Raw genomic sequence first — 23,108 nt, 5'->3', positions numbered from 1 at the left:
TTCCGCAGCCTGGCGCGTTGTTGTTTTCCGGTGCGGCAAGGTTTTCGTTTGATAAAGGTCCAGAACATGGCAGCAAGACACTTTCTGACATTGAATGACATGACAGCCAGCGAGCTTGAGGGCCTGCTGGACCATGCAAGCAAGCTTCGCAATGAATGGCGCAGTGGCGCCACCCGCGATACCCTGAAAAACCGGGTACTGGCGATGATCTTCGAAAAATCATCCACCCGTACGCGGGTATCGTTTGAAGCCGGGATGACACAACTGGGGGGAGCCGCTCTTTTCCTGTCCCCCCGCGACACCCAGTTGGGTAGAGGCGAGCCGATTGAGGACTCCGCCATTGTCATTTCCAGTATGGTGGATGCGGTGATGATTCGTACCTTTGCCCACGATACGGTGGAAACATTTGCCAGCGCGTCCCGCGTCCCGGTCATCAATGCCCTGACCGACGACTTTCACCCATGCCAGCTATTGGCCGACATGCAGACTTACCGCGAACATCGCGGAAGCATTCGAGGCGCCACGGTGACCTGGGTAGGCGATGGCAATAATATGTGCCATTCCTATATCAACGCCGCAACCCAGTTCGGATTCAACCTGCGTATTGCCTGCCCCGAAGGCTATGAGCCCAACGAGTCCCTGATGCAGACACACAGTGACCGGGTGACCATCGTTCGCGACCCGGCGGAAGCGGCGCGTGGCGCACACCTGCTGGTCACCGACGTCTGGGCCTCCATGGGCCAGGAAGACGAACAGAAGGCCCGTGAGAAGGCCTTCCGAGGGTACCAGATCAGTCCCGACCTGATGTCCGTTGCGGATAAGGACGCGCTGTTCATGCACTGCCTGCCAGCACATCGGGGCGAGGAAATTTCCACCGACATGATGGAGCATGCCAGTTCGGTGGTGTGGGATGAGGCGGAAAACCGCCTGCACGCCCAGAAGGCACTGCTGGAATTCCTGATCCTCAACAAACTGGACTGACCGAATGAGCCCAAGCGCGGACCTCTCCGTTGACTGGCTGCTGGAAGTCAACAACCTGTCCTGCGGGTACGGTAATGGATCGGTGGTCAAGGACGTCAGCTTTTCACTGAGCCACGGCGACATTGGCTGCCTTCTGGGGCCCAGCGGCTGTGGCAAAAGCACCATACTCCGTGCGTTGGCCGGCTTCCTGCCACTCAATGCCGGTGAGATCCGCCTGCAGTCGCAGTCCATCAGCCTGCCCGGGCGCATGGTCGCGCCCGAAAAGCGACGCATCGGTATGGTCTTCCAGGATTACGCGCTGTTTCCGCACCTGACCATAGCGGACAACGTAGGGTTCGGTCTGCACAAGGAAAGCCGAAGCGAAAAACGCCAGAAAGTCATGGAGCTGCTGACCCTGGTGCACCTGCAGGATCTCGCGGACAGTTACCCTCACGAACTTTCCGGTGGCCAGCAACAACGGGTCGCCCTGGCGCGGGCGCTGGCACCGGAACCCACCCTGATCCTGCTGGACGAACCCTTTTCCAACCTGGACACCGACCTGCGCAGACGTCTGAGCCTTGACGTCAGGGATATTCTCAAGACCCTGGGCATCAGTGCCATTCTGGTCACCCACGACCAGCAGGAAGCCTTCGCCATGTGCGACCAGGTAGCCGTGCTCAAAGACGGCAGCATCCAGCAGTGGGACGTACCCTACAACCTCTATCACGAACCGGCCAACCGGTTTGTCGCCGGCTTCGTTGGTCAGGGGGGATTCATTCCCGGCAAGGCTCTGGGCCCGGACACCATTGAATCGGAACTGGGGATCATTCGCGGCAACCGGGCCTACAAGTGGCCCCCCGGCACGCTGGTCGACGTACTGATACGACCGGACGACATCGTCTACGACGCGAATTCAGACCTCAAACCCAAGGTGATCGAGAAAACGTTTGCCGGCACCTCTACCCTCTACCGTTTCCGCTGTTCGGAAGACACCGAATTCGAAGCCCTGTTCCGCAGCCACCTGGATTTTCACCTGGGCGAGAACGTACCGGTAAGTGTGGAAGCGGATCACCTGATTGCCTTTGAGCGGACCGCCTGAACAGACAGACGATCAGTTGTTACACACCCGCTCCACTGCATCCAGCCAGCCCGCGTATAGCGATTCCCTCAGGGCCGGCCTCATGGCCGGCTCAAACCGCCGCTCCTGTTCCCACAGCCGCGCAATCTCATCCAGACTCTTGTAAACGCCGGTGTAGAGTCCCGCCAAGTACGCAGCACCCAACGCCGTGGTCTCTGTTACCCGGGGCCGGTCGACGGTGACATTGAGGATATCCGATAGGAACTGCATGACCCAGTCGTTCACCGCCATGCCGCCGTCAACCCGCAATGCCTGCAGTCGGGCACCATCATTCTGGATGGCACGCACCAGATCCTTGGTCTGGTAACACACGGACTGGAGTCCGGCGGTCACAATCTCGGCGATTCCCGTATCCCGGGTCAGCCCCATGATCGCACCCCGGGCGTGGGGGTCCCAGTGTGGCGCCCCCAGGCCGGTAAAGGCCGGCACCAGGTACACCGGGTTATCCACCCCGACCTGCTCGGCACAGGCGGTGGATTCGCTGGCATGGCGGATCAGCTTCAGACCATCCCGTAGCCACTGCATCGCCGCGCCCGCCACAAAGATACTGCCTTCCATGGCGTAACAGGGCTCACCATTCAGCCGATACGCCATGGTGGTCAACAGCCTGTTCTCGGAACGCAGCGCCTGCTTTCCGGTATTAAGCATCAGGAAACAGCCGGTCCCGTATGTGCTTTTCGCCATACCTGGCTCAAAACAGGCCTGCCCGATCAACGCGGCATGCTGGTCGCCCGCAATCCCCGCCACCTGTACTGGTGCCCCCAGGCACGCGGCGTCTGTTGTGCCGAAGTCCGCGGCACAATCCAGAACCTCTGGCAGCAATGCCCTTGGTACGCGGAACAACCTGAGCAGTTCGTCGTCCCAGGCTTGCTCATGAATATTGAACAGCGCGGTGCGAGACGCGTTGGTGGCATCGGTCAGATGCGAACGTCCGCCGGTGAGATTCCACAGCAGCCAACTGTCAACCGTGCCGAATGCCAGCTCTCCGGCCTCGGCCCTGGCCCGCGCACCGTCGGTGTTATCCAGGATCCATGCGATCTTGGTGGCAGAAAAGTAGGGATCAATCAGTAACCCGGTGCGCTCGACAACAACATCTTCATAGCCATCCGTCTTCAGCTTGGTGCAGACTGAAGCGGTGCGACGATCCTGCCAGACAATTGCATGGTGAATGGGCCTGCCGGTGGCCCGGTCCCAGATAATGGTGGTTTCACGCTGGTTGGTAATGCCGATCCCCGCCAGGGCAGCAGCCTCTATCCCTGCCCTCTCGAGCACCTCGCGGCACACCGCCAGTGTGCTGTCCCAGATCTCAACAGCATCATGCTCGACCCAGCCATCCCGGGGAAAGTATTGATGAAACTCCTGCTGGGCAACTGCAACGCTGGTGCCGGTCTCATCGAACACGATGGCGCGGGAGCTGGTGGTTCCCTGATCAATGGCAAGAAGGTAGTGAGGCATGGGATTGGCACTCCATTGTTTTTTCATGATTCTAACAGCGGAGGGCAGGAAGAGACCAAAAACAACGGAGCAAAAAAAAGAGCCGGTAAAAACCGGCCCTCAAATGACGAATGAAACAAGGAAAGTTCGTAAGAACTACAACCTCAAAAGTCATCCCTTACGCTTCTAATTATGCGTCAACGGGAGACCACCCTTCAGTTGAGGTTATGTATGCAGATTGTTACATCAGGTGAGAGAGCGAGACGCAGTTCACACTATAGCGTCCACCGGCTTTTTTCGGGGCCATACCAGGCTGAATCTGGCACCGCCAAGAGCCTCACTGCGACTGACAAAGGCCTGCCCACCATGCCAGTACAGGATCCGGCGGACGATGGACAACCCCAGACCATAACCACCAGAGGTACGCGTGCGGCTATCATCCAGGCGCGCGAAGGCGGTAAACACCTTTTCCCAGTCTTCTTCCGGAATACCGGGGCCATCGTCCTCCACATCCACCCGGCAGTTGTCCTCATCAAAATGACAGCAAACCTCCACCGTGCCCTTGGCATACCGGCCGGCATTTCCAACCAGATTCTGGATCGCCCGGTGAATGTAGCGCGGCTCTACATCAGACATTCCCCACCGCTCTGACTCATCATCAATCCTTGCGGCGATCGTCAGTTCCGGACGAACCAGCTGCTGCTCATCCACCACCTGGCGAACAATGTCCGTCACCGAGGTTTCCTGCAGGGCAAAGACCGGGCCACCCTGCTCCAGACGGGCGTAGGTCAGTATCTCATCAATCAGTTCATCCAGCTCCTGGATATCGCCATCAATGCCATCCAATTGTTTCTGCAGGGCTTCCGGGTTAGCGGCGCCCTCAATCATCTGTACGCCAAAGCGTATGCGCGCGACCGGCGTGCGTAATTCGTGAGACACAGCATGAATCATCTCCCGCTGAACCCCGACCAGGCGCTGGATATGCTCGGCCATGCCATTGAACGCGGCCGCCAGCCGGGATACCAGTTTGCTGTCTCCGGCCTCCACCCGCGCGCCCATCTCTCCCCGGGCAATACGGACGGCAACGGATTCCACTGCCCGCAGATTATTATCCACACCCCGCAATGCCAGGTAGAGCACAAGTGCCAATACGCCACCACTTACCGCCACCAGCAGCAGGATTACGGGCCAGGCCCACGGATCAAACGGTTTCGGCATGGTGAGGTTGACCAGGGAGCCGTCCTCAAGCCGAATCAGCACACTGGCCGGATCACCGGCGTTCTGCTGATACAACGACAGGCCCCGCTCCGACACACGCCCCAGCACCTCAGAATCCGGCACGCTATCCAACCTCTCAACCCGTGACAGGGATACCCGAAAGGCCTCTTCCAACTGTGGCAGCATCCTGTCCTGGCCACCGGGACCGGCCTGATCAAGATGCTGTCGCACAATCAGTGATACGGCCTCGGCCACGTCACGATAGATATCCCGGAAACGGAGCGACAGCACAGAACCATCAGCATCCTGAATCAGGATTTGCTGACCAAGGCTGGAATTCCTGGCAACAACCTGACCATAGCCAAGGCGCTCCCGGGTAACACTGGAAAGGGACAGGTCACCGGGAGCCGACACTTGAAAGTCGTAGAGGGGCTGAAGCCAATGATACTGCAGGAGGGGGGACGGCGTTTCTGCAAGCCAGCGCATCAAAGGTTCGGGAAACCGTTCATTCCAGAACTGCGAGCGAACAGAGTTGATCCCGATAAACAGGGCCGCACACAAAACCAGAACCAAAAAGGTGAGGCCAATCAGGCGCGCGTAGAGATTGAGGAAGAACTTCAGGGGCATTGCATTAACCCTGGCAACGAACGCCGGTTGCGCCCAGGAAAGGGCACAATCGGCGCCAGAGGCTGATGGTTCAGGCTTCTTTTACAAACAGATAGCCCTTGCTGCGAACCGTCTTGATGCGGCGGGGATGTATCGGATCATCACCAATCTTCGGACGAATCCGTGACACCCGGACATCAATCGAGCGGTCCTGACCGTCATACTCAATGCCTCGCAGGGCAGTGAAGATCTCTTCGCGGCTGAGTACACGCCCGGCGTTACTGGCCAGCAACCAGAGCAGGTCGAACTCGGCACTGGTCAGCTCAATGCTTTCGTCATTCAGCCAGGCTTCCCGCATGGAGCGATCCACTACCAGGTCATTGAACTGAAGCCGGACCGGTTCTTCGCCATTGGCCTCGTCAGCCCCGCCCTGGCCACCCTCGGTAATCCGCCGCAGCATGGCGCGAATCCTCGCCAGCAGAACCCTGGGCTTCACCGGTTTGCCAATGTAGTCGTCCGCGCCCATTTCCAGACCCAGCACCTGATCAAGATCATCGGTGCGGGCAGTGAGCATAATGATCGGCCCCTGGAAAAACGGCCTCACCCGACGACAAATGGACAAGCCGTCCTCTCCCGGCAGCATCAGGTCAAGAACAACCAGGTCAGGCTGCTCGTTGCGGATGCGCTCAACGGCGCGGCCGCCATGGGTCTCCAGGGAGACGGTCAGACCGTTACTCTCCAGGTATTCCCGTGTCAGCTCTGCCAGCCGTTCATCATCCTCGACAATGAGAATTCGCCAACTTTCGTTTGTCTGTTCCACGCCGTCCATCTCTGGTTTTGTTATTCCGGTTTCAGAAGAAGCACTCAGTTCCTGACAATACAGGCAACCTGCTGTAACAGCAATTATACATGCTATTCAGAAATATACATGGAACCGTCACTCTGTTACAGCCCGTGACATGTCTCTCAACCCGATTTGTCCCAAAGGGCCTGTAACCGAGTCGTCATCCGACGGTCACTCCGCTGTCACACCGGGTTCATAGCCTTGTCTGGAAACGGCAACAATGAGACAAGGTTATGAGCGCACAATCCATACGCGTCACCCGTCCCACCCGACAGCTAAAGGCCGGAATCACCACCCAGCCAGCGACCGTAGAAGCAGCCCAGCGACTGCGTTACCGGGTGTTTTCCGAGGAATACGGCTCTGATCTCGGAGCCAGCACCCCGGGTATCGATGCGGACAGCTTCGATGCCTGGTGTGACCACCTGATCGTGACCGACCAAGCCAGCGGTGAGCTGGTCGCCACCACCCGTATCCTGCATCAGCACAATGCGGCTAAGGCCGGTGGCTTCTATTCGGAAGGGGAGTTTGACCTGAGCGCCTTCCGCCGACTCACCGGCACCGTCGCGGAACTGGGCCGAACCTGCGTCCATCCGGATTACCGCAACGGTGCCACTATTACATTGCTATGGGCCTCACTGGCGGAGTATCTGGTCAAACACCAGGTGGACTACCTGATTGGTTGCGCCAGTATCAGTATGTCCGATGGCGGACTGAAAGCCTGGAACATTGCCCGCTACCTGCAACGGGAGTTCATGGCCGATGAAGGTTTTCGGGTCACTCCGAAACGGGAGCTGCCCCACCTCGCCCATCCGGTCAGCGAAGAACGTCCAGTGGATGTCCCGGCACTGATCAAGGCATACATGCGACTTGGCGCCCGGGTCTGCGGGGAACCCTGTTGGGACCCGGAATTCCGTTGTGCCGACGTGCTGGTGGTGCTGGAAGTCAGCCGCCTGGCCTCACGCTACAGCAGGCATTTCATGGGCAAAGTCTGACGAAGGAGTTTCCTGTGGAAATGATTCGACTGGTCCTGAGACTGACGCTGTTCTCCGCTTTTCTCCTCGCGACCGCCCTGATCGCCGTAAGCTGCCTGATAGCGGAAACCGTCACCCGCCGGGCGATTGACCGGGCACCCATTGCCCGCTTCTGCTTTCATGGAGCCAGCCGTTGCCTGGGCCTGCGAATTCGTCAGCAGGGCCTACCGGCTTCTGGCCCTGTGCTTCTGGTGAGCAATCACATCTCCTGGTCCGATATACCGGTTCTCGGTGGCGCCACACCTCTTCGGTTCCTGTCCAAGGCGGAAGTCAGTCGCTGGCCTGTCATTGGCTGGCTTGCGCGACAGGCCGGCACCCTGTTCATTGTCCGTGGTGGTGGCAGGGCCCGGGAAGCCAGGCGGGAAATCACCTCCGTCCTGAGCGGGGGACAATCGGTGTTGGTCTTTCCGGAAGGCACAACCAGCTCAGGATTGTCCGTACTTCCGTTTCACAGCCGGCTGCTTCAGGCCGCGCCGGAAGCCGGTGTTGCCATTCAGGGCATCAGCATCGGTTATACTCGACAGGGAAGACCTGACCACCTGACGCCGTTTATCGGCGACGACGAGTTCCAGTCCCACTTGCCACGCCTGCTGCGTCACCCGGCAGTAGATGTGACCGTCATCTTTCACCCGCCGATCCAGGTTGACGGCAACAGACCACTGACGGAAGTGACAGAACAACTACGGGAAACGATTGCCGCTGGTGTGCAGCAAATCTATCAGGCGCGGGCCATGGAGGCCAACAAGGAGGGAGCAGAGGCAATACGTCATGCATAACACCCTACAGCCAATCCCCGCTCAGTACAGCGGGCGCCCCTGCGCCACCTCTTCTTCCGTGGCCTCCCGCCGACCGACAATTTCCAGGTCAAAGTACAGGGTAAAGCCCGCCAGTGGATGGTTGGCATCCACCTTCACCAGATTGCCGTCAATACCGACCACCTGGACGATCTGGGCGCTGTCTCCGGTGTTGGTCTGGAACTTCATACCGATCTCGAGATTTTCCACCCCCTCAAACATGGAGCGTGGCACCTTGCGAATCAGTTCCGGGTTATGTTCCCCGTATGCCATCGAGGGCGGCACGGTCACTTCCAGGCAATCCCCCACATTCCGGTCCTTTACCGCCTCCTGAATGCCGGTGATTACACCCTGGCTGCCATACAGGAAGTGCAGCGGCTCACTCCCCTCCGACGTATCAACCAGCTCCCCGATCTTGTTCTTCAGGACATAGTGAACAGTAAAAACATCAGGTTTTTGCATCAGGTCTCTTTGTTTCCCGTATTCAATGGTGTATCAAGTTTACGCAAGCCATGAATGACCAGGCGCCGATCAAGCCTGGCTCTCAGCCCCCGGGGATGTTCCAGCCCCATGCGCTGCAGCAGCGACGCGTAGCGACCGTCCTCATCCTTTTCGCGAAAGGCCTGCCACAAGGTCCCCAGTTTACCACGTCGGGTCGACGTTGCGGCCTTCAGGGTTTTCAGCGCCTTGCCCAGGGTCAGCTCTTCGTCTGTGAAGTCACGGCCAAAGGGAAATGCCGGGAACAATTGATCGCTTCCGCTGATGGCCACCGCCTTACGCACAGACTCCGGCGTGTTATTACACCAGTCAGCGGGCAGCCTGAAATCCGGCGCCACCTTGCCTGCCTTCTGGGCCTGTTTCAACAGATCCTGCTGGAAGCGGGAGTCGGCAATACGGATCAGTCTCAGATAGACCTGTTCGTCGGACTGCCCACGCAGATCGGCGATGCCATATTCGGTCACCACTATATCCCGCAGATGTCGTGGAATGGTGCAATGGCCATAGCTGAACACAATATTGGACACTGTCTCACCGCCGGATTGGCGGGTACTCCGTAACGTCAGGATCGAACGGGCAGCGGGCAGCTCATGGGCCATGGCAACAAAGTTATACTGCCCACCCACCCCGCTGACCACACGACCATCATCCAGGCCATCGGAAACAGCAGCCCCGTTGAGCGTGTACATCATGGTCGAATTGATAAACCGGCTGTGAGCCCGCTGGGCAGCTTTTAGCCGCTGATTACCGAAGGCGTGATCGTAGAGATGATTGATGTAATTTACGCTGGTCATGCAGATGCGCTCACGGTCCTCGGCGGACAAATCCCGCAAGGCCTGGTAAAACGATTCTGGCCCGACATAGAAGCCACCATGCATGACAACGCCACCGGTCAGTCGCTCACCCAGCGCCAGGTCGCGAATGGCCTCCCTGGAGTCGGCATCATCCAGGTCCGCATCCAGCGATTGCTCCCCTATCCTGAGTCGACCGCCCTTGAACTCGACCGTGCTCCTGAAAATACCGAAGCGGGTCAGCCAATGGACATCCCGCGCCCGCATGGGGGAGTCGATGAGCTTTTCCCGACGCAACACATCCAGCGTTGCCAGCGAAACCTCCTGCCCGATGTCGCCGTTATTAATGAGGGTCTGCAGGCCTGCGTGATCATAGACTTCCCGGGCCAGGACGCCAGACTTCATCAGATATATGAAACCATCGACCATCATTTCGCTGCAGCCATACAACCCCTGCTCGAAAGGGGCGGTCCCGCCGATTTCATTCACAAACGGAAACCGGTCCGCGACTTTCAAGTGGTCGAAGACCGCTTTCCAGTCAACGTTTTGCTTGTGCCTCAGGATCGTGCTGTTTACCAGGGCCGCCCCCAGGGAGCCTATACCTACCTGCAGGGTGCCACCGTCCCTGAGCAGGGTGCTGGCATAGAAACCAATCAGGTGATCTTCCGGACCGATCGCCATTTGCGGCGCGGAGAACAATGGATAATCCGAAGCCTGATGCTCCAACAGAACATCGAAGTCAGCCTCCTCAATGGCTGCATGCTGGCCCATAAACGGGAGATATTCATTGAGTTCACCGACAACCGCCACCGGCGTTCCCTCAGCCTCCCGCTCACGCATAAGAGGCAACAAGTCCAGGGAAAGATCCGGATTGGAGCTGAGGCTGACCTGCCCCGAGCCACCCCCGGGCGCCACCATCTGCCCGATCACATTCACGCCCAGAGCCATCAAATCCCGCACTGCGTGAGTGTAATTGGTACAAACGTAATTGCGCTGCTGATCCGTGTTATGGAGGAACGACCCGGCCTTGAAGAAAAATTCGGACACTTTGACGTTGTCCGGCAGGCGGTTGGCACTGACATCCCGGGCGTACTTCAGCTCCGGAATACGTCCATACAGACGCTCGGCAAACGGTCCCATAAAACGCTTTTCCAGAGAGGAACTGCCCTGAGGAGCGAGCAGGGAAAGCGCAGTAACAATGTGAAGGTTAATGGAGGGGTCGTCCTTGGCACGCTGATATAGCGCATTCACAAACCGGACGGGCTTACCCAATCCCAAGGGCAGTCCGAGGGTGATGTTTTTGCCCACCCGCGCTATAACAGCGTCCACACAGGCATTGGTATCACTCAGGCGCAATGGCGCTTCTGCCACCATATCCATACTCCTTTATAACCTTCATGAAGGGTTCCGGAGGGGATCATCACACGAGAGGTGTGTGCAGGCAATGAGCCAGGCGACTTATTCGGAGGCTATAACGGCAAATTCGGGGGAGATTACAGAGGTATCGGACCGGTCAGAAATTCCACTTCAGATTGAGGGCCGCACCCTCTTCCAGCAGGGCCACGCCGTGGTCCGCACGGGCACGATCAGATGCGTAGCGTTTGCCATCGGAGTCGGAACGAATCAGGCTGAGGCTCAACAGACGGGAACCTATTTCGGTCAGGGCGTCTTCGGAATCGTCACGCTCAAAATCGCCCGCCATCCGCTCCTGAAGTTCGTATACATCCTCGGCGACGCTTTCATCGGCAATGACTCGTTCTTCAGCTTCAGCGCGAACAACGAACGCAACCATATTGAGGGCTAACAGAGCGACAAAAATGCGGATAATCATGATACTTCTAACGACCTTTTTTATTAGAGCGGCAGTCTACGTTTGTATAAGGCTAAAGTCTAATGATTCTAGGCCAGAAAGATGTGAATCCGCACACATAATGGTCGGTTATTTGTCACCAAATGAAACTATTTATGTCAATAAAGTGTCGACCCGGGTTTCATGACGTCTCGTCGACGGAACTTTGCCCCGACACACTCCCGGAAAAGGCGTCAGGGCGGGCCACTCAGGGGCAGGGGTAAGTATACTCCTGATGAATAGCTTCAATGGCTTCAATCACTTCGTTACTCAATGTGATCCGCGCCGAACCGATGTTTTCCCTCAACTGCGCCATGGTCGTGGCCCCGATGATATTGCTGGTAACAAAGTCCCGGCTGTTCACCCAGGCCAGGGCAAGTTGCACCGGCGATAGCCCATGTGCTTGAGCCAGATTCACATAGGCGCGGGTAGCGGCTTCGCCACGACCGCCGGAATACCGGCTGAAGCGCTCAAACAGGGTCAACCGTGCCTTCGGTGGACGTTGGCCGTCCAGGTACTTGCCGGACAGCATTCCGAACGCCAGGGGCGAATACGCCAGCAGCCCGGCCTGCTCCCGGTGTGACACCTCCGCCATCCCCACTTCGTAAGAACGGTTCAGCAGGTTGTAGGGATTCTGGATACTGACCGCTCGTGGCCAGCCCTTTTCCCGGGAAAGCCTCAGATACTCCATGGCACCCCAGGGCGTTTCATTGGACAGCCCGATGTGACGAACCTTGCCCTCTTTCACCAACTCATCGAGGGCCGAAAGGGTTTCTTCAATCGGAGTCAACTGCTCCTCAGGGTTATGGACGTAACCCAGCTTGCCAAAGAAATTGGTGTTCCGATCCGGCCAGTGCACCTGGTACAGATCAATGTAATCGGTTTGCAGACGTCTCAGGCTGTCATCACAGGCCTGACGAATGTGATCTCGGGTCAGCCGGGGACCGTCCCGGAGATAGCCCAGACCATTCCCCGGCCCTGATACCTTGGACGCAATCACCAGATCATCCCGCCGACCACGGCGGGCCAGCCAGTTGCCAAGATACTGCTCGGTCCGCCCCTGGGTTTCGACTCGTGGCGGCACCGGGTACATTTCCGCCGCATCAATGAAGTTAATGCCTTCGGAAACCGCCAGGTCCAGTTGCTCAAACGCTTCCTGTTCCGTGTTCTGTTCGCCCCAGGTCATGGTACCCAGGCAAATCAGGCTGACATCGATTTCGGTGTTGCCGAGCTTGCGCGTCTGCATAGTTTCTCCGCTTCGTCTGATCAAAAGGTAAACAGATTGTCACGGGGCTGTCGCATAACTGTCACAGCGACTTCCCATAGTGGAAACATGATTCAGGGAAACACAGGACGCACCGTGACCAATTCATCTCAGGCCATCAGGCGCTGCAGTCACATTACCATTGTTTCGGAGACCTTTCCTCCAGAAATCAACGGCGTGGCGAACACCTTGAGGCACTTGTGTCAGGGCCTGCTGCAACGTGGGCACCGGGTAACCGTGGTACGCCCCCGCCAGCAACATGAAACAAAAGGACAGGTGGCCCACGCCGGCGACCAGTTGTTTTCTGCCGAACACGTGGTGACCGGCCTGCCCCTGCCCGGCTACCCGGCTCTCCGTTTCGGAGTGGCAGGGGCCCGCTCGTTGACGAAACTGTGGAAAGAGAACCGGCCGGAAGCGGTTTACGTCGCCACCCAGGGGCCACTTGGCCTGGCGGCCGTCAACGCCGCCAGGCGGTTGGGCATACCGGTCAGCTCCGGCTTTCACACCAATTTCCACGCCTACAGCCGCTATTACGGTGCAGGATTCCTGGAAAAGCTGCTCTGCGCCTACGGACGCTGGTTTCACAATCGCACCGCCGTCACCCTGGTACCCACTCGAAAAATGCAGGACACAGTTGCGAAAATGGGCATCACTCCGACGGGCCTCTGGAGCCGCGGCGTTGACTGCCACCGCTTCAGCCCGCATCAACGTGACGAGAGCTTGCGCCGACAATGGGGGCTGAAGGACAACGACCGGGCCGTGCTCTATGTGGGCCGGCTGGCCTCCGAGAAAAACCTGCAGATGGCCGTCGCCTGTTTTGAACGCCTTCGAGGACTGCATCCCCAGACCCGGTTTGTCCTGGTGGGTGACGGTCCGCTGCGCAAACAGTTGGAAGCGCGCCACCCGGAGTACATTTTCTGCGGTACCCGGCGCGGGGATGACCTGGCTCGCCACTACGCCTCCGGAGATATCTTCCTGTTCCCCAGTAAAACCGACACCTTTGGCAACGTGGTGACCGAAGCCATGGCCAGCGGCCTGGGCGTAGTGGCCTTCGACGATGCCGCTGCCAGCGAACACATTCGCCAGGAAGAGAATGGCATGAAGGCGCCATTGGATGACGATGAAAGCTTCGTGGACAACGCCCTGCGCCTGGCCGACCAACCCACGCTGCTGAACCGAATCCGCGCCCAGGCACGCCTGGACGCCCTGGAACTGAACTGGGCCAGCCAGATCGAGCAGTTTGAACAACTGGTCTTCAATCAGCCAACAAAGGCCAATTACCATGCCATCAACAACCAAAGCATCTCGCTTCTTTAATCTGGTGGACCAGCGGGAATACGCCTTTTGCCAGGCCATTAACCGCAGCCTGCGCTTTCGTCCGGTGCACAGCTACTTTCAACTGGTCAGTCGCCTGGGTGACGGCTGGCTGTGGTATATGCTGATTCTTGCCATGCCGGTCATCCGTCCCGACGATGGGCTGGCTCTTGCCCTGCTGATGGTTGCCACCGGACTTACCTGCACGGTGACCTACAAGCTGCTCAAACGCTGGTTGATCCGTGAGCGGCCGTTCATCTCATTTCCCAGCATCAATTGCGGCACACCACCGCTGGACAGATACAGCTTTCCGTCCGGCCACACCCTGCACGCCGTGTGCTTCACCACCATGATTGCGCTGCTGGCACCCAACCTGTTCTGGCCACTGTTACCATTCACCCTGAGTGTAGCGGCCTCTCGAGTCGTGCTGGGCCTGCACTACCCCAGCGATGTCGCTGCCGGGGCTTTGATCGGCGGCTGCCTTGGCGCCCTTTCGGTCTCTGCTTTGGCCGCACCGGTGTGGATACTGTTTGCCTGATAGACCGGGCGCTAGTCGAACAGCCGCAATTGCGTGACCGGAGAGTCCTCGTTGCGAAAACGCACCCCCAACCCCAGCAGCCGAACCGGACGGGCACTGTCCGTCACCAACTCATCCAGCAGGGGACCAAAGTCTTCCACTCCGGGCTCCCGGATAGGTTCCCTGACCCGTTCCAGAGTGTGGGTTGAGAAATCACTGTAGCGGATCTTGATAAACAGTTTATGGATCGGCTTGTCACGGGCCTTACGATTCAGACGCAGATTCAGGTCAGCCACCAGTGAGGCCATGACCGACTCACAAGCGGCCTTATCCGGCAGATCCTGGGAAAAGGTCCGTTCCACACTCAGGGACTTGGCAATGCGGGAGACCACCACCGGACGTTCGTCGCGGCCAAACGCCATCTCATGCAGGCGATAGCCCTGCTTGCCAAACCGGTCCACCAGCACCTCCGCGCCGATGGCCTGCAGGTCGCCACAGGTGCTCACCCCCAGGGCATGGAGCTTGCCGGCGGTGACCTGCCCCACGCCAAACAGCTTCTCCACCGGCAGTTCGGCCACAAAGCTTTCCACATCTCCGGGACGAATCACGAACAGGCCGTCCGGCTTCTTCCAGTCACTGGCGATTTTGGCAAGAAATTTATTGGGCGCCACGCCAGCGGAGATTGTAATGCCGACTTCGTCCCTCACGCGCTGGCGAAGGTACTGAGCCATCAACGTGGCACTGCCCTTGTGATCGATAACATCGCTGACGTCCAGGAACGCCTCGTCCAGGGAGAGCGGTTCCACCAGGTCGGTCAGCTCACGCAGAATCGCCATGACCTGCTGCGACACGGCCCGGTATCGCGCCATGTCCGGCGGCACCGTCACCAGCCCCGGGCACAGACGGCGGGCTTCCCCGCCCGGCATGGCAGAACGCACCCCGAACGCCCGGGCGCGGTAATTACAGGTGGTCACCACACCCCGGCCGCCTTCTCCGCCCACGGCAAGGGGAACCTCCCTCAGCGAGGGATCGTCCCGCATCTCCACGGCGGCATAAAAGCAGTCGCAATCCACATGTATGATCTTGCGCTGGGACATTGGCAGCAACTCGGGTCGATAATCTGTACATATATACAGCCTTGTATCTTAAGCTAACATACAGAGAATGTCAGGATCTCTATAGCCCAACAGGCGAGTAACCATGACAAATCCCATTCCCGAGCAGTCACAGACCGAAATCGAGGCCGCGGCCTTCCGGCGCCTGGTAAAACACCTGCGCGAGCACACCGAGGTCCAGAACCTGGACCTGATGAACCTGGCCGGGTTCTGCCGCAACTGTCTGTCCAAGTGGTATCGAGCCGAAGCCGCCGAGCGGGGCTTTGAGCTTTCCGACCCCGACGCCCGCGAGATCATCTATGGCATGCCTTATGAAGAGTGGAAATCCCGTTACCAGAAGGGCCCCAAACAGGATCATAAATAATGAACGTGAACGAGGCAGTGCGGATTCACCTGGCATCCCTGACAGCGGGCCACGCGGACTTTGACGATACCCTGGCGTTGATTGACCGCCATTTCGAGTATCAACCGACCGGATTCCATAACGGCCCACTGCTCAATGCTGCGGGCGAGAATGCAGGCTCCTGCCGGGTATTTGCCCTGGGGCAGTACTGCAGCCTCAACGAGGCCGATACCCTGCAACTGTTCGCACAACATTACCAACAGGTATTGAATGATCCCGCAGGCGACAGCCATGGTAACATTCGCCAGTTCATCAGCACCGGTTGGTCCGGCATCCGCTTTGAAGGCGAGCCACTTCGCGCCCGCCCTGCCGACACCCGGAACGATCCCAAGGAAGAGAGCCTTTCATGAGCGATACCGCCACCTCAGGGGTAAAACACTGCTTTCAACTGAAAAGCGCCAGCGTGTCCATGACCGCCCTGGAGCTTTATTTCTTCGACAACGACGAATTCGAGGATACCCTGCGGGACAAGATCAGTCAGGCGCCGGGCTTCTTCAAGGACATTCCGCTGATTATCAGCCTGGAAAAATACGAAGGCCTGAGCAGCGAACTCGATTTCTTCAAAATTATCGGCACCTGCCGCCGCCACAATATCCACGTCATTGGTGTACGCGGCGGCAACGACGACCAGCGCAGACTGGCCCGGGGGGCCGCGCTTGCCCTGCTGCCCGGGGGCAGCCAGCGTGACCGTGACGTCAGCCCTTCCAATGAAATGGCCGCGGCCGCTAACGAGCCGACCCAGGCCAGCGAACCGGAAACCGCCCCGGCTACCGAACTGCCTGCCGAGCCTGTACCGGCCCGCATCATCAATCAGCCCGTACGTTCCGGCCAGCAGGTATATGCCCCCGAGGGCGATCTGATCATTCTGGCCCCCGTTCAGGCTGGCGCGGAAGTACTGGCGGCAGGTAATATCCACGTCTACGGCCCGTTGCGTGGTCGCGCCCTCGCTGGCATACACGGCGCGCAATCCGCCCGGGTTTTCTGTCAGTCACTGGAAGCGGAGCTTGTGTCCATCGCCGGACACTATAAAATCTCTGAGGATCTTCAGGACAACGGCTGGAAAACCGCCGTTCAGATCCAGCTCAGGGACGACCTGCTGGTGGTGACGCCACTGGAGAAGGCCTGACAAGACTATAACGACCGATTTATTCGGCATAGACGACGAATCCACAGCGAAACAGGAATGCAACCTTGGCTAGAATCATTGTCGTTACCTCAGGAAAGGGTGGCGTAGGCAAAACCACCACCAGCGCCTCAATCAGTACCGGTCTGGCCAAACGCGGCCACAAGACCGTGGTCATTGATTTTGATGTGGGCCTGCGCAACCTCGATCTCATCATGAACTGCGAACGCCGGGTGGTGTATGACTTCGTCAACGTCATCCAGGGTGAGGCATCGCTGAACCAGGCACTGATCCGCGACAAGCGCGTTCAAAGCCTGTACATCCTGCCCGCCTCGCAAACCCGGGAAAAAGAAGCGCTGACCCGGGAAGGCGTTGAGAAAGTCATTAACGAACTGTCGGAGACCTTTGACTACATTGTCTGCGATTCCCCGGCAGGCATCGAACACGGTGCATTGATGGCGCTGTACTACGCAGATGAAGCGGTTGTGGTCACCAATCCGGAAGTTTCTTCGGTGCGGGATTCGGACCGCATCCTGGGCATCCTCCAGAGCAAATCCCGTCGCGCCGAAATGGGCCAGGACCCGGTCAAGGAGCACCTGTTGCTGACCCGTTACAACCCGTCACGGGTGGAAAAGGGCGAAATGCTGTCGGTGGCAGACGTAGAAGAGATTCTTGCCATTCCGCTGCTGGGCGTCATCCCGGAAAGCCAGATCGTGTTGAACGCGTCCAACCAGGGGCTGCCCGTCATTCTTGAGGAAGACAGTGACGCCGGCCAGGCCTACGACGACGCCGTTGCCCGGCTTCTTGGCGAGGAACGCGAGCATCGCTTTATGTCCTCCCAGAAAAAGGGCTTCTTCTCACGGATGTTCAAGGGGGGCTAAGGGATGAGTTTCCTCGATTATTTCAGAAGCAAAAAAAGCAACAACACCGCCAACGTTGCCAAAGAGCGACTGCAGATTATTGTTGCCCATGAACGAGGTCAGCGTGAACAGCCAGACTACCTGCCCCAGTTGCAGCAGGAATTGCTGGCAGTCATTCGCAAGTATGTACAGATCAGTGACGATATGGTTCAGGTGGAAGTGGACCGCAATGACAGTTGTTCAGTGCTGGAGTTGAACGTCACCCTGCCGGAAAGCTGATGCCCCTCCTCGCCCGCCGTTACCAGCGGGCGAAATGATCTTCCATCAATCCCCGTAGCCCTGCTATGGGGATTTTTTTACCGTCATCATCCACCACAAAGCCTTCAAACGTCCCGGCGTATTGACGGAAGTTGGACGCCAGCACCAGCGCATTCAGCCGCTCCTTGCGAACGCCCGAAGGCACAAAGTGAAGATCCACCCGGCCATCGCTGGTGGTGACCCGCCAGGGTGCGGACTGATCGTACCGAGCAAACTCGAAGCGGGACAGATCAAGCTTGATACAGCGCCCATTGAGCCACAGAGCATTCTCGGTCATTCCCGATTCGTTCACCCCGGTGGCAAGATTCAGCCCGACAGAGGTGCCGTCGTCCAATTGTCCTGCCAGACACGCCCAGTTCCAGGCGGTCTCACGGCGCATGAAGCCGCAGCTCCAATCGACGGTTCCCCGGGTATGGTCATCGCAGCGCCAGATCCGGTCTCCCCAACGAATTTCACCGGTGACCGGCAAGCCCGCGGACTTACGCGTAAAGACCCAGCCGTTGTACCCCGCAGGACACGCCAGCCTCAGGGGATCCCGGTCGTCATGCAGCGAAAACATTGCACGAATCGCCTCACCCGCCGTGACGCTGACGCTTCGCCCCTCCGGGCCCGGAATAATTCTCAGATTGACCTGTTTACTGCGGAAGCTGGCAACACCGTCCTCCGGGCGGGGTTCAATCACGGTGCCCCAGCCCAGCGGCTGCATGAAGGTCTGCTCCAGCATCTCTCCGGAAGCGAAGTCGTAAAGGTAGAAAAAACCGTTACTTACCAGCTTCAGGTCCACAATGGCCAGACCAAAGACCCAGTGTTCCGACATGACACTGACAAACTGGAACTGATTGAACCGCCATTTCCGGGCAAGCCGGGAGCGCGGCCTGTCCATCATTGTCCGCAGGTCGTAATCCAGGTAATTGATGGTTTCCACAGGGCACGAAAACACGCCGGTTTGCACCCGCCCCCTGATATCGATCAGCTGCTTTATCGTCATCGTCAATTCGGGCCAGATTCGGTGAATGGATGTGAGGGTGGATACCCAGTTCACAATCTCCGGATTCGCTACCACGCCTCCACAAACGTGCGTGATAGACTCGCTTCAATCTAATTCAGGAAGTGTACTCTATGCGCAACCCAAGAGCCCACGACAAGCCCGCCTTCAGTTCTCTGAGTGCCATTCTGGCCTTCTCCGCCCTCCTCCCGACGCTTGCCCAGGGAGCATTACCCGCTGAGACTGCCGACGGCTGGACCCTGCGCAAGGAAACCGACAATATCAGGGTCTACACCATCGATCAGGAAGACTCCAGTTTCAAGGCTTTCAAGGCGGAAGCACTGATGGATACCTCCCTGGAGAACCTCATGGCGGTCATGGTTAACCCGAAATCCTGTGTTGAGTGGGTTCACAATTGCACCAGATCCCAGGCATTTGGCGACGGGAGTTTTCACGACCGGTACGCCTACTCGGTGAACGACATGCCCTGGCCTGTGGCTGACCGGGACTACGTCCTCCGTATCCGCACCCATGGCGAACAGACCACTGGTGAGGTGGTAATGGATCTTAACGCAGTGCCTGACCGCCGCGAAGAAATTGATGGCCTGGTACGGGTCGATCGCTCCGATACGCTGTACCGTTTTATTCCCGAAGGCGACAAGACCCATATGGTCTGGATCCAGCACACCGACCCCAACGGCGCCATACCCGGCTGGCTGGTCAACTCCCTGCTGGTGGACATTCCGGTAAGATCCATGGAGCAACTGGAGCAGGTTACCCGTCAGGAGCGCTATCAGGGCCACACGCTGGTATATGACGATGAGGGCAAACTGGTTGATGTGGTGTCTCCGTCACAATCAGGGGATGACTAGCCGCACCGGACAAGCTAAGCTCTGTTGAAAAGGACCCTTTAACAGCACAGGACCCGGTAAATGACTGTTCTCGCTTACGAGATCATGACCCCAAGCATCAAGGCGGTCCCACAATCCTGGACCATGGAGAGACTGGCCCGCTTCCTGACCGACAACGAAATCACCGGCAGCCCGGTGACCGACGAACACGGCGACATTGTCGGTATTGCCACCCTGAAAGACATCACCGAGTTTCGCTGGAATGCCAACCGGAACGACAACGATGCCCGCCTGACCCCCGAGGAGGAGCAGGAAGCCCGACGCCTGCGCATGGCCATATTCGAGGAGATGGGCAAGGTTCCCGTAGAAGTACGGGACATCATGACACCGAGTATTCTATCCGTGGATGAGCAGACCCCGGTTCGCGATATCGCCAACATCATGATGCGTGAACACCTGCACCGGATTTTCGTCACGAAAGACAAGAAAATCACTGGAATAATAACCACTTACGACATGCTAAAACTGATTTCTGACAAGGAACTCACCAGCCGCTGTGCCTGAAACGACTGAGCCACCAGAGAGGTAACGCGCCCTATGCCAGGAGCATCGCAAGCTCGACGAAAGATGTATGTCCTCGACACCAACGTGCTGATTCACGATCCGAACGCCCTCCTCAACTTTGAAGAACACGATGTCATCATCCCGATGACGGTCCTCGAAGAACTCGACAGCCTCAAATCCGGTAAACAGGCGGTAGCGGCCGATTGTCGCCAGGCCATCCGCAACATCGACAAGTTGTTGGGCGATGCTGTCCCGAAAGATATCGAGAAAGGCGTGCCGATCGTTCGCGGCAAAAAAGCCGAACCCCTCGGCACACTGTCAATCCTGATGAGCACGGAACACCACAACAATCATTCGTTGCCGGAAAACCTGAACGACAACAAGATCATCAACACCCTGGCCGCCCTTCAGGACAAGCACAAATCCCGGGACATCATTCTGGTCAGCAAAGACATCAACATGCGGCTGAAAGCCCGCGGGTTTGGTGTCGAAGCACAGGATTATCACAATGACCAGTTGCTGGATGACATCGACCTGCTGCCCAAGGGTTACAAGGAGTTCCCCAATTCCTTCTGGGACAACATCGCCAAGGTGGAAACCATCCAGCGGGAAGGCATTACCGAGCATATCCTCAAACGCGAGGGCGACCTGGCAAAGCTCAATATCAACGAATTCGTGGTAGACGAACAGGGATTTGTCGGTAAGGTCGTGGACCTGTCCGATGACCAACTGGTTATGCAGGATTTGCATCAACACGACCTGATGAGCGAGGAAGTCTGGGGCCTGGTCCCCCGGGATATCTACCAGTCACTGGCCCTGAACCTGTTGTTGGATCCGGACATTCACCTGGTGAACCTGACCGGTTCAGCGGGGTCGGGGAAAACCATCCTGGCGCTGGCCGCCTGCATCGAGATGACCGTTGCCAGCAAGCTGTACAAGCGCATCATCGCCACCCGAAGCACCCAGGGCCTGGATGAGGACATCGGCTTCCTGCCGGGCACCGAAGCGGAGAAAATGGAACCCTGGCTGGGCGCCATCGTCGACAACCTCGAAGCGCTCCACGAAGACGACGAGAACATGACCGCCAGCGTGGACTACATCCTCAGCAAGGTGCCGCTGCACTTCAAATCGATGAACTACATCCGTGGGCGAAGCTTCCAGCACAGCCTGATCATCATCGATGAGTCCCAGAACCTGACACCACACCAGATCAAGACCATCATTACCCGGGCCGGTAATGGCTCCAAGGTTATCTGCCTGGGTAACCTGGCGCAGATCGATACACCGTACCTCAGCGCCCTGAGTTCCGGCCTGACCTATATGACGGAACGCTTCAAGGGCTTCCGCCACGGTGGGCACATCCACCTCCAGGGGGTACCGAGGTCGGTTCTGGCAGAATACGCCGAAGCCAATCTCTGACAGCCCTCCAGAACCAAAAAAGCCGCACTCCTGACCGGGTGCGGCGAACGTGGGCTCAATCACCCACGGACAACAACAAAGAGGCGCGTATCAAAACTTAAGCCGCCCCCCGACCAGAACTGTGTCCACATCGTCAAAGTCGGCACCCCGACGATCCAGTGAGTGGTTGTTGTAACCGGCATAGGCCTCGAACCATTTGATCGGGGTAAAGACATAACCAACGCCTACGGACTCCGCAGAATCCCCTTTCTGAGCACGGTCTTCCGTTTCGGCATAGTGAATATCAAAGGCATGCTTTCCGATCATGTATCCCACCTTAGCAAGATAGAAATCGGAATCCGGATTGGCATCGTCGTCATCGCTGCTGGTTGAGTAAGCGCCGGTCAGGTTGAGGCCACTGTCGTGCAACCATGACAATGAACCACCCAGGGTCTCAACGTCTCCGGTTTGCCCGCCAGTGTCCTTGACGGAATAACCGAGAGCACCGGAGATTTTGCCCGCGAACTGGCCAGAGAAGCGTACCCCGACCTCTGAGACGTCATCACCATCCTTGATGCCCTGGCTTATGGAAGGCTGCAGCCCGCCCAGCGATGGCAGATCGTACCTCACACGACTGTACCGACTCTCGAAATCCTGATCGCTCGTGGTCGCCCCCAGGCGGACCCGTGTATCGGTGGCATCATCCAGGAACTCCAGACCGCCACCAACCAGTCCGGGGTTGGTATACGAAATAACCTTGGTACCCGACAGGTCCCGTTCGATGTTGCCGTTCGCGGCCCCATCACCCTGACCGAGTGATAACTTGCCAAATCCACCGGAGACAAACAGGTTCAGCTGACGCTCATTGAATTCGCCACTGATCGAGCGCTCTTCGAGAGTCACCTGATTCGAGGGGTTCTGCTGATACTCCAGTTCAACGTGGGCACCCACCACCAGATCCGTATCGTTCAGGTCGCCTTTCAATTTGGCGCCGATCCGGCTCCCACTATTGTCGTTATCGACGATGAAGTGTTCACTGCCGTCACCACTATCCCCGACCAGCACGCCATAGTTCAGCTGGCCATACACGTCCGCAGAAACATTCGACACCGGCGCATCCGCTGAGAGCTTCGAGACCGTCGTCTGGGCAAACGCACCTGAAGCGGAGAAACCACAAACAACCAATGCGATGCATGAAACCAATCTTTTTTGTTTTGTCATTACATCCTTCCT

General features: G+C 57.9%; 24 protein-coding genes. 14 read left to right on the top strand and 10 right to left on the bottom strand.

What is annotated here, in order from left to right; translation table 11 throughout:
* Positions 1-66 precede the first annotated feature (66 nt).
* Both argF and EHN06_RS05550 read left to right on the top strand, forming a co-directional pair.
* Positions 67-981, top strand: coding sequence for an ornithine carbamoyltransferase (argF, locus tag EHN06_RS05555; RefSeq protein WP_127330923.1), 915 nt, complete (start codon positions 67-69; stop codon positions 979-981).
* A 4-nt stretch (positions 982-985) separates the two neighbouring features.
* A complete protein-coding gene (locus EHN06_RS05550; protein WP_127330921.1) occupies positions 986-2,059 on the top strand; it encodes an ABC transporter ATP-binding protein in 1,074 nt (357 codons plus the stop codon).
* A gap of 12 nt (positions 2,060-2,071) precedes the next feature.
* Here the strand turns inward: EHN06_RS05550 and glpK are convergent, their stop codons facing one another.
* The 3 genes from glpK to EHN06_RS05535 form a co-directional block, all read right to left on the bottom strand.
* Entirely contained in the window at positions 2,072-3,553 is a 1,482-nt protein-coding gene (gene glpK / locus EHN06_RS05545; protein ID WP_127330919.1) for a glycerol kinase GlpK, read from the bottom strand.
* A gap of 249 nt (positions 3,554-3,802) precedes the next feature.
* Positions 3,803-5,377 (bottom strand): ATP-binding protein, encoded by a 1,575-nt coding sequence (locus EHN06_RS05540; RefSeq protein WP_127330917.1) that lies wholly within the window; start codon positions 5,375-5,377, stop codon positions 3,803-3,805.
* Positions 5,378-5,447: 70 nt separating this feature from the next.
* The gene (locus EHN06_RS05535) at positions 5,448-6,185 is read right to left on the bottom strand and encodes a response regulator (RefSeq protein WP_127330915.1); all 738 of its coding nucleotides are present in this window, start codon (positions 6,183-6,185) and stop codon (positions 5,448-5,450) included.
* Positions 6,186-6,433: 248 nt separating this feature from the next.
* On the opposite strand from EHN06_RS05535, the gene EHN06_RS05530 reads away from it, so the two are divergent.
* Both EHN06_RS05530 and EHN06_RS05525 read left to right on the top strand, forming a co-directional pair.
* Entirely contained in the window at positions 6,434-7,192 is a 759-nt protein-coding gene (locus EHN06_RS05530; RefSeq protein ID WP_127330913.1) for a GNAT family N-acetyltransferase, read from the top strand.
* 20 nt (positions 7,193-7,212) lie between these two features.
* Entirely contained in the window at positions 7,213-8,007 is a 795-nt protein-coding gene (locus EHN06_RS05525; RefSeq protein WP_228257463.1) for a lysophospholipid acyltransferase family protein, read from the top strand.
* Between the two features lie 21 nt (positions 8,008-8,028).
* Here the strand turns inward: EHN06_RS05525 and EHN06_RS05520 are convergent, their stop codons facing one another.
* The 4 genes from EHN06_RS05520 to EHN06_RS05505 all read right to left on the bottom strand — a co-directional run bounded on the left by EHN06_RS05520 (position 8,029) and on the right by EHN06_RS05505 (position 12,409).
* Positions 8,029-8,487 carry an FKBP-type peptidyl-prolyl cis-trans isomerase gene (locus tag EHN06_RS05520; protein WP_127330909.1) on the bottom strand — a complete coding sequence of 153 codons (459 nt, stop codon included), beginning with the start codon at positions 8,485-8,487 and terminating at the stop codon, positions 8,029-8,031.
* Positions 8,487-10,688 (bottom strand): acetyl-CoA hydrolase/transferase C-terminal domain-containing protein, encoded by a 2,202-nt coding sequence (locus EHN06_RS05515; RefSeq protein WP_127330907.1) that lies wholly within the window; start codon positions 10,686-10,688, stop codon positions 8,487-8,489. Before EHN06_RS05515 ends, EHN06_RS05520 begins: the two co-directional genes overlap by 1 nt.
* 139 nt (positions 10,689-10,827) lie before the next feature.
* Positions 10,828-11,145, bottom strand: coding sequence for a hypothetical protein (locus EHN06_RS05510; RefSeq protein WP_127330905.1), 318 nt, complete (start codon positions 11,143-11,145; stop codon positions 10,828-10,830).
* Positions 11,146-11,371: 226 nt separating this feature from the next.
* Entirely contained in the window at positions 11,372-12,409 is a 1,038-nt protein-coding gene (locus EHN06_RS05505; protein ID WP_127330903.1) for an NADP(H)-dependent aldo-keto reductase, read from the bottom strand.
* A gap of 87 nt (positions 12,410-12,496) precedes the next feature.
* Between EHN06_RS05505 and EHN06_RS05500 the strand changes: the two genes are divergently transcribed.
* A complete protein-coding gene (locus tag EHN06_RS05500; RefSeq protein ID WP_127330901.1) occupies positions 12,497-13,744 on the top strand; it encodes a glycosyltransferase family 4 protein in 1,248 nt (415 codons plus the stop codon).
* Positions 13,710-14,279, top strand: a complete 570-nt coding sequence (locus EHN06_RS05495; RefSeq protein ID WP_127330899.1) for a phosphatase PAP2 family protein — start codon at positions 13,710-13,712, stop codon at positions 14,277-14,279. The genes EHN06_RS05500 and EHN06_RS05495 overlap by 35 nt, the downstream gene beginning before the upstream one ends.
* An 11-nt stretch (positions 14,280-14,290) precedes the next feature.
* Here EHN06_RS05495 and dinB read toward each other — a convergent pair whose 3' ends face one another.
* Positions 14,291-15,355, bottom strand: coding sequence for a DNA polymerase IV (gene dinB, locus EHN06_RS05490; protein WP_127330897.1), 1,065 nt, complete (start codon positions 15,353-15,355; stop codon positions 14,291-14,293).
* Between the two features lie 103 nt (positions 15,356-15,458).
* Here dinB and EHN06_RS05485 point away from each other — a divergent pair, with 103 nt between their 5' ends.
* From EHN06_RS05485 to minE, 5 genes are all read left to right on the top strand, one after another.
* Positions 15,459-15,737, top strand: coding sequence for a DUF1244 domain-containing protein (locus EHN06_RS05485; protein ID WP_127330895.1), 279 nt, complete (start codon positions 15,459-15,461; stop codon positions 15,735-15,737).
* The gene (locus EHN06_RS05480; protein WP_127330893.1) at positions 15,737-16,126 is read left to right on the top strand and encodes a HopJ type III effector protein; all 390 of its coding nucleotides are present in this window, start codon (positions 15,737-15,739) and stop codon (positions 16,124-16,126) included. The genes EHN06_RS05485 and EHN06_RS05480 overlap by 1 nt, the downstream gene beginning before the upstream one ends.
* Positions 16,123-16,902, top strand: coding sequence for a septum site-determining protein MinC (gene minC / locus EHN06_RS05475; RefSeq protein WP_127330891.1), 780 nt, complete (start codon positions 16,123-16,125; stop codon positions 16,900-16,902). Before EHN06_RS05480 ends, minC begins: the two co-directional genes overlap by 4 nt.
* 65 nt (positions 16,903-16,967) lie before the next feature.
* Entirely contained in the window at positions 16,968-17,780 is an 813-nt protein-coding gene (gene minD, locus EHN06_RS05470; RefSeq protein WP_127330889.1) for a septum site-determining protein MinD, read from the top strand.
* A 3-nt stretch (positions 17,781-17,783) separates the two neighbouring features.
* On the top strand, positions 17,784-18,038 hold the full coding sequence (minE, locus tag EHN06_RS05465; protein WP_012138855.1) for a cell division topological specificity factor MinE: 255 nt from the start codon (positions 17,784-17,786) through the stop codon (positions 18,036-18,038).
* A gap of 19 nt (positions 18,039-18,057) precedes the next feature.
* On the opposite strand, the gene EHN06_RS05460 is transcribed toward minE, so the two are convergent.
* Positions 18,058-19,065, bottom strand: coding sequence for a DUF2804 domain-containing protein (locus tag EHN06_RS05460; RefSeq protein WP_127330887.1), 1,008 nt, complete (start codon positions 19,063-19,065; stop codon positions 18,058-18,060).
* A 131-nt stretch (positions 19,066-19,196) separates the two neighbouring features.
* On the opposite strand from EHN06_RS05460, the gene EHN06_RS05455 reads away from it, so the two are divergent.
* From EHN06_RS05455 to EHN06_RS05445, 3 genes are all read left to right on the top strand, one after another.
* Positions 19,197-19,934 carry an START domain-containing protein gene (locus EHN06_RS05455; RefSeq protein ID WP_127330885.1) on the top strand — a complete coding sequence of 246 codons (738 nt, stop codon included), beginning with the start codon at positions 19,197-19,199 and terminating at the stop codon, positions 19,932-19,934.
* A 60-nt stretch (positions 19,935-19,994) separates the two neighbouring features.
* Positions 19,995-20,477, top strand: a complete 483-nt coding sequence (locus EHN06_RS05450; protein WP_127330883.1) for an HPP family protein — start codon at positions 19,995-19,997, stop codon at positions 20,475-20,477.
* Between the two features lie 63 nt (positions 20,478-20,540).
* Complete coding sequence (locus EHN06_RS05445) at positions 20,541-21,896, top strand: PhoH family protein (protein WP_127334353.1); 1,356 nt, start codon at positions 20,541-20,543, stop codon at positions 21,894-21,896.
* A 90-nt stretch (positions 21,897-21,986) separates the two neighbouring features.
* On the opposite strand, the gene EHN06_RS05440 is transcribed toward EHN06_RS05445, so the two are convergent.
* On the bottom strand, positions 21,987-23,096 hold the full coding sequence (locus tag EHN06_RS05440; RefSeq protein WP_127330881.1) for a porin: 1,110 nt from the start codon (positions 23,094-23,096) through the stop codon (positions 21,987-21,989).
* Positions 23,097-23,108: the final 12 nt, after the last annotated feature.

It is taken from the genome of Marinobacter sp. NP-4(2019), from assembly GCF_003994855.1.
GTDB lineage: Bacteria > Pseudomonadota > Gammaproteobacteria > Pseudomonadales > Oleiphilaceae > Marinobacter.
This window is presented reverse-complemented; position numbering and strand designations above follow the sequence as displayed.

What these genes read in the sequence shown, in the direction of transcription:
- argF (WP_127330923.1), top strand. Translation starts at nt 67, where the DNA reads ATGGCAGCAAGACACTTTCTGACATTGAATGACATGACAGCCAGCGAG.
- EHN06_RS05550 (WP_127330921.1), top strand. Translation starts at nt 986, where the DNA reads ATGAGCCCAAGCGCGGACCTCTCCGTTGACTGGCTGCTGGAAGTCAAC.
- glpK (WP_127330919.1), bottom strand. Translation starts at nt 3,553, where the DNA reads ATGCCTCACTACCTTCTTGCCATTGATCAGGGAACCACCAGCTCCCGC.
- EHN06_RS05540 (WP_127330917.1), bottom strand. Translation starts at nt 5,377, where the DNA reads ATGCCCCTGAAGTTCTTCCTCAATCTCTACGCGCGCCTGATTGGCCTC.
- EHN06_RS05535 (WP_127330915.1), bottom strand. Translation starts at nt 6,185, where the DNA reads ATGGACGGCGTGGAACAGACAAACGAAAGTTGGCGAATTCTCATTGTC.
- EHN06_RS05530 (WP_127330913.1), top strand. Translation starts at nt 6,434, where the DNA reads ATGAGCGCACAATCCATACGCGTCACCCGTCCCACCCGACAGCTAAAG.
- EHN06_RS05525 (WP_228257463.1), top strand. Translation starts at nt 7,213, where the DNA reads ATGATTCGACTGGTCCTGAGACTGACGCTGTTCTCCGCTTTTCTCCTC.
- EHN06_RS05520 (WP_127330909.1), bottom strand. Translation starts at nt 8,487, where the DNA reads ATGCAAAAACCTGATGTTTTTACTGTTCACTATGTCCTGAAGAACAAG.
- EHN06_RS05515 (WP_127330907.1), bottom strand. Translation starts at nt 10,688, where the DNA reads ATGGTGGCAGAAGCGCCATTGCGCCTGAGTGATACCAATGCCTGTGTG.
- EHN06_RS05510 (WP_127330905.1), bottom strand. Translation starts at nt 11,145, where the DNA reads ATGATTATCCGCATTTTTGTCGCTCTGTTAGCCCTCAATATGGTTGCG.
- EHN06_RS05505 (WP_127330903.1), bottom strand. Translation starts at nt 12,409, where the DNA reads ATGCAGACGCGCAAGCTCGGCAACACCGAAATCGATGTCAGCCTGATT.
- EHN06_RS05500 (WP_127330901.1), top strand. Translation starts at nt 12,497, where the DNA reads ATGATTCAGGGAAACACAGGACGCACCGTGACCAATTCATCTCAGGCC.
- EHN06_RS05495 (WP_127330899.1), top strand. Translation starts at nt 13,710, where the DNA reads ATGCCATCAACAACCAAAGCATCTCGCTTCTTTAATCTGGTGGACCAG.
- dinB (WP_127330897.1), bottom strand. Translation starts at nt 15,355, where the DNA reads ATGTCCCAGCGCAAGATCATACATGTGGATTGCGACTGCTTTTATGCC.
- EHN06_RS05485 (WP_127330895.1), top strand. Translation starts at nt 15,459, where the DNA reads ATGACAAATCCCATTCCCGAGCAGTCACAGACCGAAATCGAGGCCGCG.
- EHN06_RS05480 (WP_127330893.1), top strand. Translation starts at nt 15,737, where the DNA reads ATGAACGTGAACGAGGCAGTGCGGATTCACCTGGCATCCCTGACAGCG.
- minC (WP_127330891.1), top strand. Translation starts at nt 16,123, where the DNA reads ATGAGCGATACCGCCACCTCAGGGGTAAAACACTGCTTTCAACTGAAA.
- minE (WP_012138855.1), top strand. Translation starts at nt 17,784, where the DNA reads ATGAGTTTCCTCGATTATTTCAGAAGCAAAAAAAGCAACAACACCGCC.
- EHN06_RS05460 (WP_127330887.1), bottom strand. Translation starts at nt 19,065, where the DNA reads ATGACGATAAAGCAGCTGATCGATATCAGGGGGCGGGTGCAAACCGGC.
- EHN06_RS05455 (WP_127330885.1), top strand. Translation starts at nt 19,197, where the DNA reads ATGCGCAACCCAAGAGCCCACGACAAGCCCGCCTTCAGTTCTCTGAGT.
- EHN06_RS05450 (WP_127330883.1), top strand. Translation starts at nt 19,995, where the DNA reads ATGACTGTTCTCGCTTACGAGATCATGACCCCAAGCATCAAGGCGGTC.
- EHN06_RS05445 (WP_127334353.1), top strand. Translation starts at nt 20,541, where the DNA reads ATGTATGTCCTCGACACCAACGTGCTGATTCACGATCCGAACGCCCTC.
- EHN06_RS05440 (WP_127330881.1), bottom strand. Translation starts at nt 23,096, where the DNA reads ATGACAAAACAAAAAAGATTGGTTTCATGCATCGCATTGGTTGTTTGT.